The organism is Enterobacter sp. LM3 (genome assembly GCF_046622475.1).
GTDB lineage: Bacteria > Pseudomonadota > Gammaproteobacteria > Enterobacterales > Enterobacteriaceae > Enterobacter > Enterobacter cloacae_P.
Genome location: NZ_JBJURN010000007.1, coordinates 1 through 15,215, shown reverse-complemented (window position 1 = coordinate 15,215; position 15,215 = coordinate 1). Strand labels below are relative to the sequence as shown.

The 15,215-nt window shown below is 54.1% G+C and carries 11 protein-coding genes; 5 read left to right on the top strand and 6 right to left on the bottom strand.

Annotation, left to right across the window (positions count from 1 at the left end):
• Positions 1-27: 27 nt before the first annotated feature.
• The 3 genes from ACJ9N4_RS10105 to ACJ9N4_RS10095 are packed head-to-tail and all read right to left on the bottom strand — an operon-like array spanning position 28 to position 6,531.
• Positions 28-2,202: a virulence factor SrfC family protein gene (locus tag ACJ9N4_RS10105; RefSeq protein ID WP_182271530.1), complete on the bottom strand. Its 2,175-nt coding sequence runs from the start codon at positions 2,200-2,202 to the stop codon at positions 28-30.
• Positions 2,199-5,180, bottom strand: coding sequence for a virulence factor SrfB (locus tag ACJ9N4_RS10100; RefSeq protein WP_411500440.1), 2,982 nt, complete (start codon positions 5,178-5,180; stop codon positions 2,199-2,201). Before ACJ9N4_RS10100 ends, ACJ9N4_RS10105 begins: the two co-directional genes overlap by 4 nt.
• Before the next feature lie 4 nt (positions 5,181-5,184).
• Positions 5,185-6,531, bottom strand: coding sequence for an SrfA family protein (locus ACJ9N4_RS10095; RefSeq protein ID WP_411500439.1), 1,347 nt, complete (start codon positions 6,529-6,531; stop codon positions 5,185-5,187).
• Positions 6,532-6,814: 283 nt separating this feature from the next.
• Here ACJ9N4_RS10095 and ACJ9N4_RS10090 point away from each other — a divergent pair, with 283 nt between their 5' ends.
• Positions 6,815-8,413, top strand: a complete 1,599-nt coding sequence (locus ACJ9N4_RS10090; RefSeq protein WP_196390040.1) for an ABC transporter substrate-binding protein — start codon at positions 6,815-6,817, stop codon at positions 8,411-8,413.
• Positions 8,414-8,467: 54 nt separating this feature from the next.
• Positions 8,468-8,701: a YdcY family protein gene (locus ACJ9N4_RS10085; protein ID WP_182271526.1), complete on the top strand. Its 234-nt coding sequence runs from the start codon at positions 8,468-8,470 to the stop codon at positions 8,699-8,701.
• 3 nt (positions 8,702-8,704) lie between these two features.
• On the opposite strand, the gene ACJ9N4_RS10080 is transcribed toward ACJ9N4_RS10085, so the two are convergent.
• Both ACJ9N4_RS10080 and ACJ9N4_RS10075 read right to left on the bottom strand, forming a co-directional pair.
• On the bottom strand, positions 8,705-9,154 hold the full coding sequence (locus ACJ9N4_RS10080) for a DMT family transporter (RefSeq protein ID WP_182271525.1): 450 nt from the start codon (positions 9,152-9,154) through the stop codon (positions 8,705-8,707).
• Positions 9,154-9,669 carry a GNAT family N-acetyltransferase gene (locus ACJ9N4_RS10075; protein WP_182919982.1) on the bottom strand — a complete coding sequence of 172 codons (516 nt, stop codon included), beginning with the start codon at positions 9,667-9,669 and terminating at the stop codon, positions 9,154-9,156. Before ACJ9N4_RS10075 ends, ACJ9N4_RS10080 begins: the two co-directional genes overlap by 1 nt.
• Before the next feature lie 149 nt (positions 9,670-9,818).
• Between ACJ9N4_RS10075 and ACJ9N4_RS10070 the strand changes: the two genes are divergently transcribed.
• Positions 9,819-10,394 (top strand): helix-turn-helix domain-containing protein, encoded by a 576-nt coding sequence (locus ACJ9N4_RS10070; RefSeq protein WP_182271523.1) that lies wholly within the window; start codon positions 9,819-9,821, stop codon positions 10,392-10,394.
• A 292-nt stretch (positions 10,395-10,686) separates the two neighbouring features.
• Positions 10,687-11,355 (top strand): GntR family transcriptional regulator, encoded by a 669-nt coding sequence (locus ACJ9N4_RS10065; RefSeq protein WP_182271522.1) that lies wholly within the window; start codon positions 10,687-10,689, stop codon positions 11,353-11,355.
• Positions 11,356-11,501: 146 nt separating this feature from the next.
• Here ACJ9N4_RS10065 and pqqU read toward each other — a convergent pair whose 3' ends face one another.
• A complete protein-coding gene (gene pqqU, locus ACJ9N4_RS10060) occupies positions 11,502-13,616 on the bottom strand; it encodes a TonB-dependent receptor PqqU (RefSeq protein ID WP_182919983.1) in 2,115 nt (704 codons plus the stop codon).
• Between the two features lie 242 nt (positions 13,617-13,858).
• Between pqqU and ACJ9N4_RS10055 the strand changes: the two genes are divergently transcribed.
• Positions 13,859-14,920 (top strand): YncE family protein, encoded by a 1,062-nt coding sequence (locus tag ACJ9N4_RS10055; protein ID WP_182919984.1) that lies wholly within the window; start codon positions 13,859-13,861, stop codon positions 14,918-14,920.
• Positions 14,921-15,215: the final 295 nt, after the last annotated feature.

Genomic DNA, 15,215 nt, shown 5'->3' with positions numbered 1-15,215 from the left:
GCCCGCATTGCTGCGGGCTGGAACATACTAGCGCAATAGCGCCTGCAATGCCTGGCGCGCAGCAGGCTGAACATCATGCGGGTGCTGGTAATCAATGTTCTCAATCGCCCGGCTATAAAGTGCAACCAGCCAGTCATAAACGTACGCGGTGGCCGCGTGTACGGGTTGTTCCCCCAGACGCGTCAGGCGTGGTGTTGCGCTGCTGACCACAGGCGTCACAAAAATGGCCTGACCTTTACGGATGCGGCTTGCAGGACGCTGCACGGCAGGCGTCTGGTCGTAACCCAGCCAGCCGATGAAATTACCCATCACGGCATGCAGTTGCGCGGCACTGCTTTTGTCTGTTTCGACAATGCCCTGCAGCTGCTGAGGCAGGTTAAGACGGTAACTGGCTACCACCAGAACATCCGCAATATGCTGTAAGACCGCCGGCTCCAGCCCCAGGCGAGCGGCGGCTGCGTCATTACGGCTCCACTGGCGCAGATGGTTAATCCACACTTTATGCGCCAGACGCGCTTTGTCTTTTGTCTGGAACACACCGACAGTGTCCTGCGAATTATCGGCAAACAGATCGATGGTATCCGTAAACAGTCCGTTCACCTGCTCCTCGCGCGGTTGCTGGACGGCCAGAAGTGTTTCAAAGGCTTTTAGTGGCGGCAGGAGTCCTTCGAGCAGTTCACCATGGCGGGCGGCACTGCTTTGCAGCGTTCGCACCATGCTTTCGGCCTGAGCGCGTCTCGCGCCGGGTTCCTGAACCAGCGGGGCCAGATAGCTGTGCATCAGAGCCGAAAGCTCTTGCTGCAGCATCGTTTTCAGCGTAAGGAGACGTTTCTGCCGTTGCGCGGGCAGCGTGGCCTGCGACAGCCACTCGATCACGCGCTGCATGCTGTGGCTGTCCAGCGCTTGCAGCGTTCCCCAGCGCTGTCCAGGTTTGCCCAGCAGATGTTGTACGGCTTCATCAAGATTCTGCCGGGTGGTAAAGCGTGCATCGTGAGGCGTAATCGCCCACACCAGGCCTGGCAGGGCTGACTCTTCCGCAGGTTGTGTCTCTTTGACCCAGTTCAGCAGAACCTTCGCGTTTTTTGCCGTTTGTTCGTGCTGTGCTGTGGCATTGCAGATAACCAGAACATCCGGCTGCAGTTGCTGACGATAATGCTCCAGCAGCCACTGGTATTTGGCCTGGCTTAACAGGTCGGTGCTGTGGTCTGAAAAAACAGGAATGTCAATAATATCAACGTTATCCAGCGTGCTGTTTTCCACGGGCATGACCAGTTCCCGGGTCAGAAACGCCAGTACGTCGACGGGGATGCTAATGGCGTTAAGCATCTCACCGTTGTTGAGCGGGTGGAGCAGCGTTTCCTGGGCTTCCGGAACGGCAAATGCACCGTGGGTGAGAAACCCTTCGCCCGGCAGGCCAAAGTTATCCACCAACAGGCTGAGCGGTGCGGCAAGCTCTCTGGCGTGGCTGGTCTGGTGCAGAACATGCGCTAGCTTTAACCACTGTTGGGTTAATTCCTGCTGCTCACCCCACAGCAGAGACCAGACGCTGGCACGCGTGCTGAGATCAAGTGAAGGGACAAGGAGCGCAAACTGATGCCACAGTGCATCATCGATTTGCTGTTTTGCCCCCGGGACCGTGCTCTGCCAGAAGCGGGCAATGGCACCCACTTCCTGAGCGGTGATCCCCGGTACCCCCTGGGGCTGGCGGAGTCCGCGCCACTTCTCAAGGCGCGTCTCAATAACCGCTTTATCCACCGCGCGGATCTGCGGGTGCAACGTCGTGCGGGCAATAAACAGCTGCACCAGTTCGGCTTCCGTCACCAGGCTCAGGCGTAGCGGAAACGCCTCATCAACGGTCTCCACATTTTCTCTGGTGAACCGGAGTGCCATGTTGGTCAGGGCATGCCCCGGGTTGATATGCGAAAAATAGTCGAACGTGCGTTGGCCGGGCGTAACGTTCAGTCGGCCATTACCACTGCCACACAGGGATAAAAGCAGGTGTGCTTTTGCTCCCTGGGAATGACCATACAGCCCAATGCTGCTCTGTCGGGTAAGGGCACGCGCAATGGCCTGTTCCCGCGCCTGCGCCGAGTTAACGCGGGCAAGCAGTGCATCGGCGTCGTTATCCAGCATCGGGGCGTTCAGGCGCGTCTCGTTAATCCACCCAATTAAGGCCTGAGTGGTGGTCGTCGTCGCAGTCATTTCAGGTATACGCTCCCGCTGTCGATCCAGTAGTGGCTGCCGCTATGACGGCGATCGGCCAGAGTATTCAGTTTAAAGGTCAATGCGTCCGGCGGAACCGGCGTGCCGTCCTGCAGCCAGGCCTCGCTCAGCTCAAAGGATTCCGGCCCTTCATGTTTGCTGCCCCCGCACAGTTTCAGTCGTACGTTCAGCACGCCGTCGCCTGCAATCGCTTTTGCCAGTTCAGCCGAGTTGATGCTCAGGGTATACAGCGGCGTCGCTGGCCAGCGTGCATTCGCCAGTTGGCGGAAGCCGAGCGTTACATTACCGCGCAGCGGGAAATGCAGACGGGCGTCCAGCTTAGCGCCTGGCTTATCAAGGTCGATGTCCTGATACCAGACGTTCTCCTCACGCAGCGTATTGACCGTGTTATCCAACACGCCCAGATAACGCACGGTAGAGTAGGCACCAATGTCGGCGGCCTTAAAGTTAAAACGCGGCAGACGCAGGTCGAGCGCCAGGCTGCACAGCATGGCCCCCACGGCGGCGGTTGATTTCGGGTTGCCAATGCGTCCTTGCTGACTGAAGGGATACCACTCATGTACCCGATACTTGTCCAGCCAGACGATGCGGTTGACCGGCACAGGCTGAAGGTGGCGAATTAACGCCTGGACGCCAGGCAGGCAGCCAGGACGACCGGTAATCAGCAAAATATCGCAGCCATAGTGGGAAATTGCCTCGCACACCGCATGGAGCGGGGCGGCCAGCGTGAACTGGCCGCCCAGCATCGCATCCTGCATTTCACGGAAATTCACATGCAGCGGAACGGCGAACAGGTCAAAGGCTTCTGAACCGGCAGGCAAGGCATGATCGATCGCCTGCTGCAGGTAATTCATGACGTTACGGGTTGGTTTCTGCGGGAGCAAGTCACCAATAGTGGCATGTAAACCGGCCAGCGGATCGTCAATATCGCTCGATTCCCATGCGGCAAGAATGGCATGACCAATCGGCATAAAGAGCTGAAGCGCCGTTTGCTGGCGCAATACCGCCTGGGTATCAATGCGCCCGGAGTCACCGAACAGCGATGCCATCAACAGAGACGCATCCGCCATGCCGGATTTTTGCAGTTGAGTTTGCAGGGCTGGCAACACATAGCGCTGGATCACATCCAGCAGGGTGTCGTCCCCTGCCACTTTAAACCCTTCGCGGAACAGGAGTTGTGGGGTGATCTTAACGTTATTACCGGAGCCATCATCAAGCTGATAGTGCGTAATCGCCATATCCGTTGTGCCCCCACCGATATCAATAGAGGCAACGCGCAGTGAACGTCCTGGCTGAGCACCCGGTTCAGATTCACGATCCGGGCGGGCGAGGGAGGCGAAGAATGCTTCCGTCTGGCCGCCGAAATGGGAGATGGCTTCGTTGTACAGCCAGACCAGTTGACCGCAGCTGGCTTCATCCCACTCCATTTGAATTTCAGGCACCGGCACCACGCTTTTTTCCTGCTGTTTGCGGCTGGCAAAATCTTCATCCTGCGGGTGCCAGCCCATCGCTTTCCAGACGATGGCAATCGCTTCAAACATGCGGCGACGGAAGATCTCGCGCTCCTGTTTCGGCATGGCCGATGGCAGGGTGAGGATCAGCGTACGTATCTGGCGCGGAGATGCCGGGAAACCCAGCCGTAAGCGCGTAGCCACGCTGTTGATCTGCCCCAGCGCTTGCGCCAGCAGTTCACACAACATGTGCGTCATCAGTGTGCTACGGCTGTACTGCGGTGAGAACACCGGCAGCCGCTCATCCTGCGGCAGCGTGAAGAGCGGCTCACCGTCGTCGTTCATCAGGTTCATCAGCGGGAACGCGGTTGCCAGCGGTTCTCGCTGGGTCTTACTGTTCATCTGGCTAAAGCGCCAGTCCTGCACCACCGGGGTTTCATCCCACAGGTAACGACGCGGGCTGGAGATGCCGCTGTTGCCTTCAGTTCCCAGACGCTGCATCGCCAGTTTGCGCGCTTCGTCGCCCACGCGAACAATAGACGGCCAGACGAACGCATCTTCACGGCCACTTTCCACTGAGAAATGCTGCTTGCCAAAACGCGCTTCTGAAAATTCCAGACGGCTGGTGAACAGCGGTTCATTCAGGAATTGCGGCTCACTTAACGAGCGCACCTGCAGCTCGGCGGTCTGGCGCAGGCCATCGTTGGCATCGCCGTGATCTTCAATGATCACGCCGCAGGTATGGGTGTTCCCCACGTCGAGGATCAGGTCAACCGGAATAGCTGGCGTACTGAGCGTGTGGGTGACGAATTTCACTTCCGGTACGGTGAGCTGTTCACCCAGCATGGTCAGCAGGTTGAGCCAGTGTGCCTGATACTCAAAACTGCGCAGCGCCTGGTGCAGGTCACGTTCGGCGCGGTTTTCAACGCCTGCTGCAAACTGGGTAAACGCCTCGCGCAACCAGCCATCAATCCAGGTCTGATCGAGGAAACTTTCCACTTCGTCGTCTCGCCAGGCCAGTGCGAAGCGGGTACCGTTCAGAATATCGTTTTCGACCGGGGACAATGCAGAGGTGGCATGAGCCGCAATCTGGCTATCGAGTGCGAGGGTGACGCGGTGCGTATTGCCTGCCGCGTCGGGTGCATCCAGCTTACGCACCTGAACGCGTGCCCAGTTATCCGGGCCGTCAACAAAGGTGCGCGGCGGGTTGAAACGCAGGAATGGCACAGGGAGCCAGATGCCATCCAGCACCGTGAGCGACTGATGCAGTGCAATGGTCGTCTCGGGTTTCACCACTTCAGGCTGACCGCCGCCTGTCACCGGGAGCGTATAACGACCGTTGACCAGGTCGAAATCGAGACGCAGGAGTGGGCCATTGGCGGTTTTACGTACGAAACGCCCGTTGCTGGCGGTGTCCTGCGGCGTCAGGCCGAAATCGAGGAATTGCACGCCGCTGTTGGCAATAAGCGTGACGCTCTGTTTATAGTCGCAAAGATTTACCAGCATAGGGTCAGGCACCTGCTTTCTTGAACGTCAGTGGAACGACGGTTTTTGCATCATAACGGGCATTACATGTGGCGACATCGCTGGTACCTGCTTTGCAGGCGATTTCCGGCATCGGGTAGCGAGAACCGTCTGTGCAGCGTGCAGTGCCGCGGCTTTTAATCATCAGCTCACCATTGCTGTGCAGCCCGGAGAACACCTCCACACGGCAGACAACATTATCGCCATGCACGACACGGGCGAGGCCCTTATTGTTCTGGATCTGGTAGCGCAGTGACGGCGGTTTGCCGGTCACCGGATCTTTCACATCCAGGATCGCGCGCCAGGTTCCATTCAGGAAGCGCGTCGACCCCGCTTTAACCTGGTTTGACTCCATTACCAGCGCATCTTTAGGGATAGCGGTAATCACCACCGGTGCAGGCTCTGGTGTGGGTGCAGGTTCTTTCACTTTACTCGCCAGCACTTCAGCCTGATGAAGGGGTAATTTCATTGCCAGCGGCTCCACCGCTTTAATCGGTTTTGGTGCAATCTCAACAGGAACAAGGGCCGGTGCAGGTGTGGGTTCTGCAGATGGAACCTGTTTTGGCCACAGCAGCGGTGCAGCAATTGCAGCAACAATCACGGCAGCAACCGGCAGTGACCAAAGGGGGACACGGCGTTTTTGGGCTACGACCACAGAAGCGGGGACTGGTTCTTCAACCGGTGGCACAACGACCGGGACAGGCTCTGGTTCATACAGATCTTCCGGCGTGATGCGTACAACGGTTGTCGGTGAGACAAGTGGCTCATCGGCCTGTTCAAAGGTGATGATCGGAGCCGGTTCTGGTTCTGGCTCAGGGTCTTCAATGACAACGGGAGCAGGCTCAGGGATCAGCGATTCACGCAGGCATGCGAGCACATCGTCGCGCGCATTTTCGTTCAGATTAACAAAACCCCAGAAGCAAATGACCGGCTTCCCCTCAACCAGGTACAGGAAGTTTTCGTTCGGGAACTGGAAGGTTTTTGACAGCAGGGAACCGAAAAGTTGCTGTGCCGTTTTAGGCGACTGGAGGCATTTTTTACTCAGCGATTCGACGCTGGCAAGGGTATTTTCCAGATAGCGCAGGGCGCGAAAACGGGCGTCCTCGTCGGCGGCTTTCCAGCTGCTTACGGTGCCATCAACAGGTGAATACCAGTCAACACGATCGCCACCATCGTTTACCTGTGGAATGGCCAGACAATCAACAATGGCCTGTTGTTTGCGCAACCGGAGCGCTTCACGAATTTGCAACGCTGATTCAAAAACGGCCTGTCCGCCGCCGCCAACGGCCTGAAAATCATCCAGATTACCGCTGCGTAAAAGAGTTTTTGCCACGATTTGTTCCCATTTACTTCTTCACACCGTTACTTTAACGAAATCGGGGGGCAAGCAAACGGAGGAGGAGACGCCAAAAGCGCCGATTTCTTGTGGCATTGATCGTGACGGTTGTGCTTGACGGATAATGACACTTAAGGCAAATCGATGTTCATGTGCTGACTGCAAAAACAGCGAAAAACGAGATTTTAGAATAACACTGATAGTGTTTTGTTATTTGTCAGGCCATAACGGCTATGCTGTTATTACTGTCCGATATAATAAAACTGAAAGGGTTATAATCATGTCTACAGGGAAAACGCTGCTCGCCCTTGCGCTGAGCACTCTTTTACCGGCAGGTGCCGCATGGGCGGCGAACAATGACACCATTATTTACTGCTCTGAAGCTTCACCGGAGTCGTTTAACCCGCAGATCGCCAGTTCTGGCCCTTCGTTCGTGGCCAGCTCTCAGGTGCTGTATAACCGCCTGATCAATTTCGACCCGGTGAAAAATACCCCGGTTCCGTCCCTGGCGGAGTCATGGACTATTTCACCTGATGGTAAGACCTATACCTTTACGCTGCGTAAAGGGGTCAAATTCAACAGCAACAAATACTTCAAACCAACCCGCGATTTTAATGCCGATGACGTTATTTTCTCCGTCATGCGTCAGAAAGACCCTAAGCACCCGTATCACAATGTTTCACAGGGCAACTACGAGTACTTTAACGATGTAGGCCTGGATAAACTGATTCAGGATGTCAAAAAGGTCGATGATTATCACGTCCAGTTCACCCTGAGCGAACCGAACGCCGCTTTCCTGGCCGACTGGGGGATGGATTTTGCCTCTATTCTGTCAGCCGAATATGCCGACGCGATGCTGAAAAAAGGGACGCCTGAGAACGTCGACACCTGGCCAATTGGCACCGGGCCTTATGTCCTGCAACAGTACAAAGTGGATTCGCTTATCCGCTACGTTGCTAACCCGAACTACTGGGATGGTGCGGTACCGACTAAACACCTGATCTTCTCCATCACGCCAAATGTGGAAACGCGTCTGGCGAAACTGCAAACTAATGAATGTCAGATCATTCCTGCGCCGTCGCCAGTGCAGTTTGATGTGATTAAGAGCAATAAAAACCTGACGCTGCATTCTGTGGATGCACTGAACGTGGGTTACCTGGCGTTTAATACCGAGAAAAAACCGTTTGATAACGTGCTGGTTCGCCAGGCACTTAACTACGCAACGGACAAAAAGGCCATCGTAAACGCGGTCTTTATGGGCTCCGGTACGGTAGCAAAATCGCCGATCCCACCGAATATGTTGGGCTTTAATAAAGAACTGAAGGATTACAGCTACGATCCTGAAAAAGCAAAGGTATTATTGAAACAGGCCGGGCTGGAGAAGGGCGCGGAAGTGACATTGTGGTCAATGCCGGTGCAGCGCCCGTATAACCCGAATTCACGCCGTATTGCGGAGATGATCCAGGCCGACTGGGCAAAAGTGGGCGTGAAGGCCAAAATTGTCTCTTACGAATGGGGCGAGTACCTTTCCGGTATGCGTAAAGGTGAACATGACTCCGCCCTGTTTGGCTGGATGTCTGACAACGGTGACCCGGATAACTTTGCTGACGTGCTGCTGGGTTGTAACAGCATCAAAACCGGATCAAATGCCGCACGCTGGTGCGATAAAGGTTATGATTCCCTGGTGCAGAAAGCCAAACTGACCAGTAACCCGGGTGAACGTGCGAAGCTCTACAGCCAGGCGCAGGAAATTTTCTACCAGCAAGCGCCGTGGATTGCGCTGGCAAACGGGAAAACGTTCTATGCCACCCGCAGCAACATCACGGGGTACAGCGTGAGTCTGATGGGCAGTGATTTCTCGAAAGCGAAATTAAACTAAGTGCATCAAATGCCCGGTAAGCGCAGTGCCGCCGGGCAATTACAAGGAGTGACAATGTCACATTTAAATGAAGTCATCGCCCGTGTGGATGCGGCTATCGAAGAGTGTGTGATTACCCACATGAATGAATTGCTTATTGTATTAAGCGAGGATGCTGAGCTGAGCCGCGAAGATCGCTATACCCAGCAACAGCGTCTGCGTACCACGATTGCGCATCACGGTAAGCAGCATAAAGAAGAGATGGAAGCACGCCACGAGAATCTGACCAAAGGTGGTACCATCCTGTAACGGTCAAAACTGGCGTCGTGCCACCAGCCATGCCCCGATGACCAGCATCACTGCGCCACAAACAGGGCCGACCAGTGCGCGCAGCGGAATGCCATTGCTTTTTAGCACATCCATCACCAGGCCGCCAATCAGCTGGCTTGCCACCAGCACGGCGATGGTTGTCGCTGCACCAACGTTCTGATAGCCGCTGATGCTGGCAAAAACGAAAAACGACCCTAGCAGCCCAGGGATCAGCGTCCACCAGCGTACCGCCGAGGCCAGCTCGCTGAAGCCGGCGATACCTTGTCTGAGCAGCAAAATGCTGACAAACAGCACAATACCCACCAGTGAATTCAACAGCATCGCGATAAGGATGGTGGAGGAGGACTGTGTGATGCGCACCATCAGGGTGTTTTGCACCACCAGGCCAATACCCGCCGCCACCAGAAAAGCCAGCGTCAGTGATTGATTCATTAAATAGCATCCGGATCGCTGCGCTCATCAAGCTGCAGCTGCATGAAGGTTAAATCCAGCCAGCGACCAAACTTGGTGCCCACCTGCGGCATTTGGCCTGTTGTCACAAAACCGAGCGTCTCATGGAGATGGATCGAGGCATGGTTTTGCGCTTCAATGCCGGCCACCATAACGTGTTTGCCGATCTTGCGGGCTTCGATAATCAACGCTTTCATTAACGTCCGGCCAATCCCTTTCCCCTGATGGCCAGGGTGGACGTAGACTGAGTGCTCTACCGTATGACGAAAGCCGTCAAAGGCTCGCCAGTCACCGAAGGAGGCATACCCGGTAATTGTGCCATCCTCTTCACTCACCAGTACCGGATATCCTGCGAAAGTCCGCGCCTCGAACCATGCGATACGGTTATCGGTATCGACGGTTTTATCGTTCCAGATAGCGGCAGTATGCAACACCGCGTGGTTGTAGATTTCACCAATCGCGGCGCAATCTTCTTTGCTGGCATGACGAACGATCATGGTTGAACCTCAGAATGTGTTGTTCACTATAGTATTACGATGTGGCTACGATATTACACAATAGTGTCGCCAGCGTGCTATGGCTTAAGTCATATTTTTTTGTGATGGGACGCCATTGAAATACCGTTCATACACTATAGTATGACGTCATGAACATGATGACAGATACGATGAATCAACGGATTAGCGCCCGAATTCGCATTGAACGTGAATCGCGCGGATGGTCGCTGAGCGAGCTTGCTGAGCGGGCAAGCGTGTCTCGCGCGATGATCCATAAAATTGAACGTGGGGACAGTAGCCCGACGGCGACCTTGCTTGCCCGGCTATCGGGTGCTTTTGGCATCAGCATGTCCACCCTGATCGCGAGAGCCGAGATGCAGGAAGGGAAGTTGCTGCGCCTGGCAAATCAGCCCGTCTGGCGTGACCCGCAAACGCACTATCTGCGCCGCCACGTTTCACCGCGTACTGACCTGCCTATTGATCTTGTCCAGGTTGAGCTGCCCGCGGGTAGCGATGTCCCGATGCCAGCCTCTTCCTATGCACTGGCACGCCAGCTTATCTGGCTCCAGTCCGGTGAGCTGGTGTTTCTGGAGGGCGATACCCGCCACGAAATGAAAGCGGGTGATTGCCTGGAGCTAGGGCCGCCAAATGACTGCCGGTTTATCAACGAAACAAACGAGTCCTGCGTTTATCTGGTTGTGCGACTTAACCAGTCTGGCTCGTGATCGCAGGTCCGGATTATGGCTACCGGATAACCAATAATAAGAGGAGGGTGGAATTTCCCGCCATAATAATTTGTGAAGATACGATGTATTGTCTTTAATTAAACCAGCATCGCTTTTTACGCCATCAGCATAGATGAGCCAGAAGCGACAAAAATGATGGTTTCCAGTATTTGGTTTTTTATATGCACTTCCCAGCACCAGGCAGGCATAACGATACAGGATATATCGAACCGGCGTCATTTTTTAAGCTGACGCTGAAAATAGCATTTTGTTTTGGCTACGGGAATTGAACATGCATAACTTAGAAAATTTAGAAAAAGCTCAGCGAATTAGTCTGACCATGCAAGTTGAGATCAGTTTGAAAGGGGCGTTAATTACGGGTTCACTAAAGCCTGGCGCGCGACTGATTACCAAAGAAATTGCCAATAAATTAGGCACCAGCATCACACCTGTCCGTGAGGCGCTTTTGCGCCTGGTTTCAGCAGGAGCGCTGCATGCCACACCGGCGCAGGCGTTTCTGGTGCCTGAAGTGACGCTGGATCGCTATAACGAAATTAACGCCATCAGAAAACAGCTTGAACCGATGGCGGTTGCTGCAGCCTGTCGGCATATGTCAGACAGTAAGCTGAGAACGCTGCGTGAACTGTCGGATGTGTTCCATGAAGCGATGCAAATGGGAAATATTCAGAAAATGCTGCACGCTAACCACGTTTTTCGTTTTACGCTCTATCAGTATGCAGAAATGCCCACGCTTAGTACATTAATTGAGCAATTATGGGTGCGCATTGGCCCATGTATTAACTTTTTACACCGGGAGCAAAGTAACATAATTGATTCTCCTTATCATTATGCTGATTTACTTTCAGCCCTCGAACGCAGAGATGCTGATGCCAGCCAGACGGCAATAAATAATCTGATTGACGAAGGGCATTCTCTTATACAACGGCAATATTTTGGTTAGGGAATGATTTAATCCAGGTTATATCTTTTCATTAAAATACCCACACCAGAAATAAGCCATTTTTTATATTTCAGAATGATAATTATTAACCAGCGATGGCGAAATATAAAAACACCCGGCAGCAATCCGCTACCGGGTGTTTTTACTTACTCGAAGCGATAAGAAACTGACAGGCCCACGCCGTAGTTGCGACCGGGTGCTGGCTCGTAATAGCGCCCGTTGGATTCGTTCACAATCACCGAGCCAACATACTCTTTGTCGAACAGGTTATCGACGCGCCCAAAGACATCCATGCCCCAGCTGCCGTAGTTGAATTTATACCCGGTATTCAGCCCGACCACCGTATAGGACGGAGCCTTCGCTGTGTTCTCGTCGTCGGCCATGATATCGCTCATATAGCGCACATCACTTCCCGCGTACCAGCCTTCTTCTGGCTGCCAGCCAAACGAAGCGTAACCCATGTTACGGGCAATGCCTGGCATCCGGTTACCGTTGCAGTCTGCATCGCTGCAGACGTTGGTACGGTAGGTGGCATCCAGGTAAGTCCACGCCATCTTCAGCTTCCAGTTTTCGGCAAACTGCTGATCAAGGGACACTTCCACGCCCTGACGACGGGTTTTACCGGCATTTTTATAGCTGGTGCGGCCACCGGAGCTGGTATCCACCACAATTTCGTCATCGGTATCGGTGCGGAACAGCGCCGCCGTCAGCAAGCCGTTACCGAGGCGAGTTTTGCTACCCACTTCATACGTATTATTGGTGGACGGCTTCAGGCCAAAGTTCAGCCCGCCCTGGTCATCGGAACGGTAGGAAAGTTCGTTGATGGTTGGGGTTTCAAACCCGCGTCCCGCTGCGGCATACAAATTCCAGCTGTCGGTCACGGCATATTTCACCGAACCTGCCGGGAGCCATTTATGGTAGTTCGCGTCGCCGCTGTCATCACCGTTGCCTGGCGTAATGTAATGATCGTTGGAGTCAAACCAGACTGAGCTGTAGCGGACACCTGCATCAACGGACAATTTTTGCGTTAACTGCCAGCGGGTTTGCAGGTAGGGATCAACGTTCCACATCAGATTGCGTTCATCGCGGCGTTTATTACCCTTCACGCCATAATCCGGTACGCCGTTGTCCATCACGAAGTTTTCATACCCGCGACGATCTTCGCTCATATTTTCGTAGTTCAGCCCGGAGGTAAAGGTCACCGGAACCAGCAGTTCACCACGGTGTGTCCAGCGGGTATCAATGCCCTGATAATGACGCTGCATATCAATCACGCCGCCGGAGTGGGTGGCGGGTTTCTGATACTTAGCCATGATCGACTGGTACTGCGTCATTTCGCGCTCACCGGCGTACGTCATCACGCTGAGATCGTCCTGCGTACTGAGCTGACGGTCGTAACGCAGCCCGGCCTGCGTCTGCTTGATGGTCTTGCGGGTATTGAACTGATCGCCGCGAGGAGACTGGCGCGGATTATCCCGCCACTCCTGATAATCCAGTCCACCCGGATCGTTGGCTTTCATGTCCACGCTGTTAACAATCAACGTCAGCTTGCTGACATCATCAATACGGACGCCAAGCTTAGCGTTGGCGAGATTTTTACGCGCACCGCTGTGATCGCGGTAACCTTTGGTGGTGAAGCGGGTAGTCGATACGGTGTAATCCACATCGCCCGCGTGCGTCCCGTCGCCCATTGCTCCGGTGGCTTTCATGCCGTAACGCCATGTTCCGTAACTGCCGTAATAACTGCTGGCTTCAATGGTTGGCGGTTGTTGCCCGGTTTGCGTGTTGATGTTGATCACGCCACCAGAGGCGTTGCCGTAAAGGGCGGAGAAGGGGCCGCGCAGCACTTCAACGCTATCCACACTGGAGAGATCAATGTTGGAGGTCTGCCCTTGTCCGTCTGGCATGGTCGCCGGAATACCGTCCACATACATTCTAATACCGCGCACGCCGAAGGTGGAGCGGGCACCAAATCCGCGCATGGAGAGCTGGAGATCCTGGGCATAGTTCTGACGGTTCTGGATCTGCAGGCCAGGGACGCTGCCGAGCGATTCAGACAGGTTAATACGCGGAGTGGCCTGACGCATATCGTCACCACTCACGACGCTGACGGCTGCTGGCGTATCCAGCTCCGAGACGGTTTGCGGTGTGGCGCTAACGATCATGGGGGATTCTTCTGCACCCATCGTCGTGAGGGGGGATGAAATGAGCGGAACTAACAGTAGCGGGAGCGTTGCCTTACGGGCAGAAAAGATTTTCATGAATAAAACCGGTTGTAGATTAAGACGAACCAAACGAAACATATGTATGCATGTTAAATCTTTTGTAAATGTTTTGAAAATATTAAGCGCACATTGCGTTAAGGAAGAGGGCGAAAGGAAAGAAAAACTCCACATTTAGTTAATTAATGATTACTATTCTCATTAACAACGAGGCGACGCCATGACGTTGCCCGCCGGAAGCGATGTCAGCGGTACACCCCCTCTTTTAAAAAGGAATTGTTATGTCTTTACGTCATCTGTGCTCGCCGCGCCTGTGTGGTTCTCTGTTGTCAAGTGTTTTACTGTTTGCCGGAACGTTCCAGGTTCATGCCGCTGAAGAAATGCTGCGTAAAGCAGTGGGGAAAGGCGCTTATGAAATGGCCGTGAGCCAGCAGGAGAACGCGCTGTGGGTTGCGACGTCACAAAGCCGAAAAACCGATAAGGGCGGCATTGTTTATCGCCTTGATCCGGTCACGCTGGAGGTGACGCAGGCCATTCATAACGATCTTAAGCCGTTTGGTGCCACTATTGATAACGCCACTCAGACGCTGTGGTTTGGTAACACCACCAACAGCGCAGTGACGGCCATTGACGCCAAAACGGGGGATGTCAAAGGGCGTCTGGTGCTGGATGACCGCAAACGTAGCGAAACGGTCAAACCGCTGCAGCCTCGCCAGCTGGTAGCCGATGACGCCACCAATACCGTTTACATCACCGGTATCGGGAAAGAGAGTGTTGTCTGGGTGGTTGATGGCGCGACGCTGAAGTTAAAAGACACGATCGCCAATACTGGCACGTTCAGTACCGGTCTGGCGCTGGATGCGCAGGCAAAACGCCTGTACACCACCAGTGCTGATGGTGAGCTGGTGACGATTGATACGGCAACAAACAAAATCCTCAGCCGTAAAAAAGTACAGGATGACGGGAAAGAACACTTTTATCTGAACCTGAGCCTGGACACCGCCGGTCAGCGCGCCTTCCTGACAGATTCAAAACAGCCGGAAGTGCTGGTGGTAAGCCTGAAAGATGGTAGTGTGATCGAAAAAATCGCCGCGCCTGAATCTCTGGCTGTGCTGTTTAACCCGACACGGAATGAAGCGTACGTCACGCACCGTGAAGCGGGAAAGGTGAGCGTAATTGATGCAAAAACCTACAAGGTAACCAAAACCTTTGATACACCTGTCTACCCGAACAGCCTGGCGCTGTCTGCGGATGGCAAAACGCTGTATGTGACGGTGAAACAGAAGTCCACCCGTCAGCAGGAAGCAACCCAGCCTGACGACGTGATTCGTATCGTGCTGTGATGCAAGGGAAGGCCGCTTGTCAGTTAAGCGGTATTAAGCCACTCTGTTATTTTAGTGGCATCGTTCCGTTCACTCAGACTTTCCTGCTACCTGCATAATCCGCTGCGGTGAACGTGTTAAGGGGGCTATCGCGCCCCCTTAACAATCCCGTCTCCCGGCAAAGAAAATCGCCGCTGCGCGGTACCCTCAGCTTATTCCTTCCGGCTTTTCGGGGACGGTGAAGTGGTTTAATAGTTTTAGACACGTTCAGAGGTTATAAATTAAATAACTGATGAGGTGCAAAAAATGAATTCAC

Bases quoted from the DNA above. Each gene is read 5' to 3' on its own strand.
- ACJ9N4_RS10105 (WP_182271530.1), bottom strand. From the start codon at position 2,202: ATGACTGCGACGACGACCACCACTCAGGCCTTAATTGGGTGGATTAAC.
- ACJ9N4_RS10100 (WP_411500440.1), bottom strand. From the start codon at position 5,180: ATGCTGGTAAATCTTTGCGACTATAAACAGAGCGTCACGCTTATTGCC.
- ACJ9N4_RS10090 (WP_196390040.1), top strand. From the start codon at position 6,815: ATGTCTACAGGGAAAACGCTGCTCGCCCTTGCGCTGAGCACTCTTTTA.
- ACJ9N4_RS10085 (WP_182271526.1), top strand. From the start codon at position 8,468: ATGTCACATTTAAATGAAGTCATCGCCCGTGTGGATGCGGCTATCGAA.
- ACJ9N4_RS10080 (WP_182271525.1), bottom strand. From the start codon at position 9,154: ATGAATCAATCACTGACGCTGGCTTTTCTGGTGGCGGCGGGTATTGGC.
- ACJ9N4_RS10075 (WP_182919982.1), bottom strand. From the start codon at position 9,669: ATGATCGTTCGTCATGCCAGCAAAGAAGATTGCGCCGCGATTGGTGAA.
- ACJ9N4_RS10070 (WP_182271523.1), top strand. From the start codon at position 9,819: ATGAACATGATGACAGATACGATGAATCAACGGATTAGCGCCCGAATT.
- ACJ9N4_RS10065 (WP_182271522.1), top strand. From the start codon at position 10,687: ATGCATAACTTAGAAAATTTAGAAAAAGCTCAGCGAATTAGTCTGACC.
- pqqU (WP_182919983.1), bottom strand. From the start codon at position 13,616: ATGAAAATCTTTTCTGCCCGTAAGGCAACGCTCCCGCTACTGTTAGTT.
- ACJ9N4_RS10055 (WP_182919984.1), top strand. From the start codon at position 13,859: ATGTCTTTACGTCATCTGTGCTCGCCGCGCCTGTGTGGTTCTCTGTTG.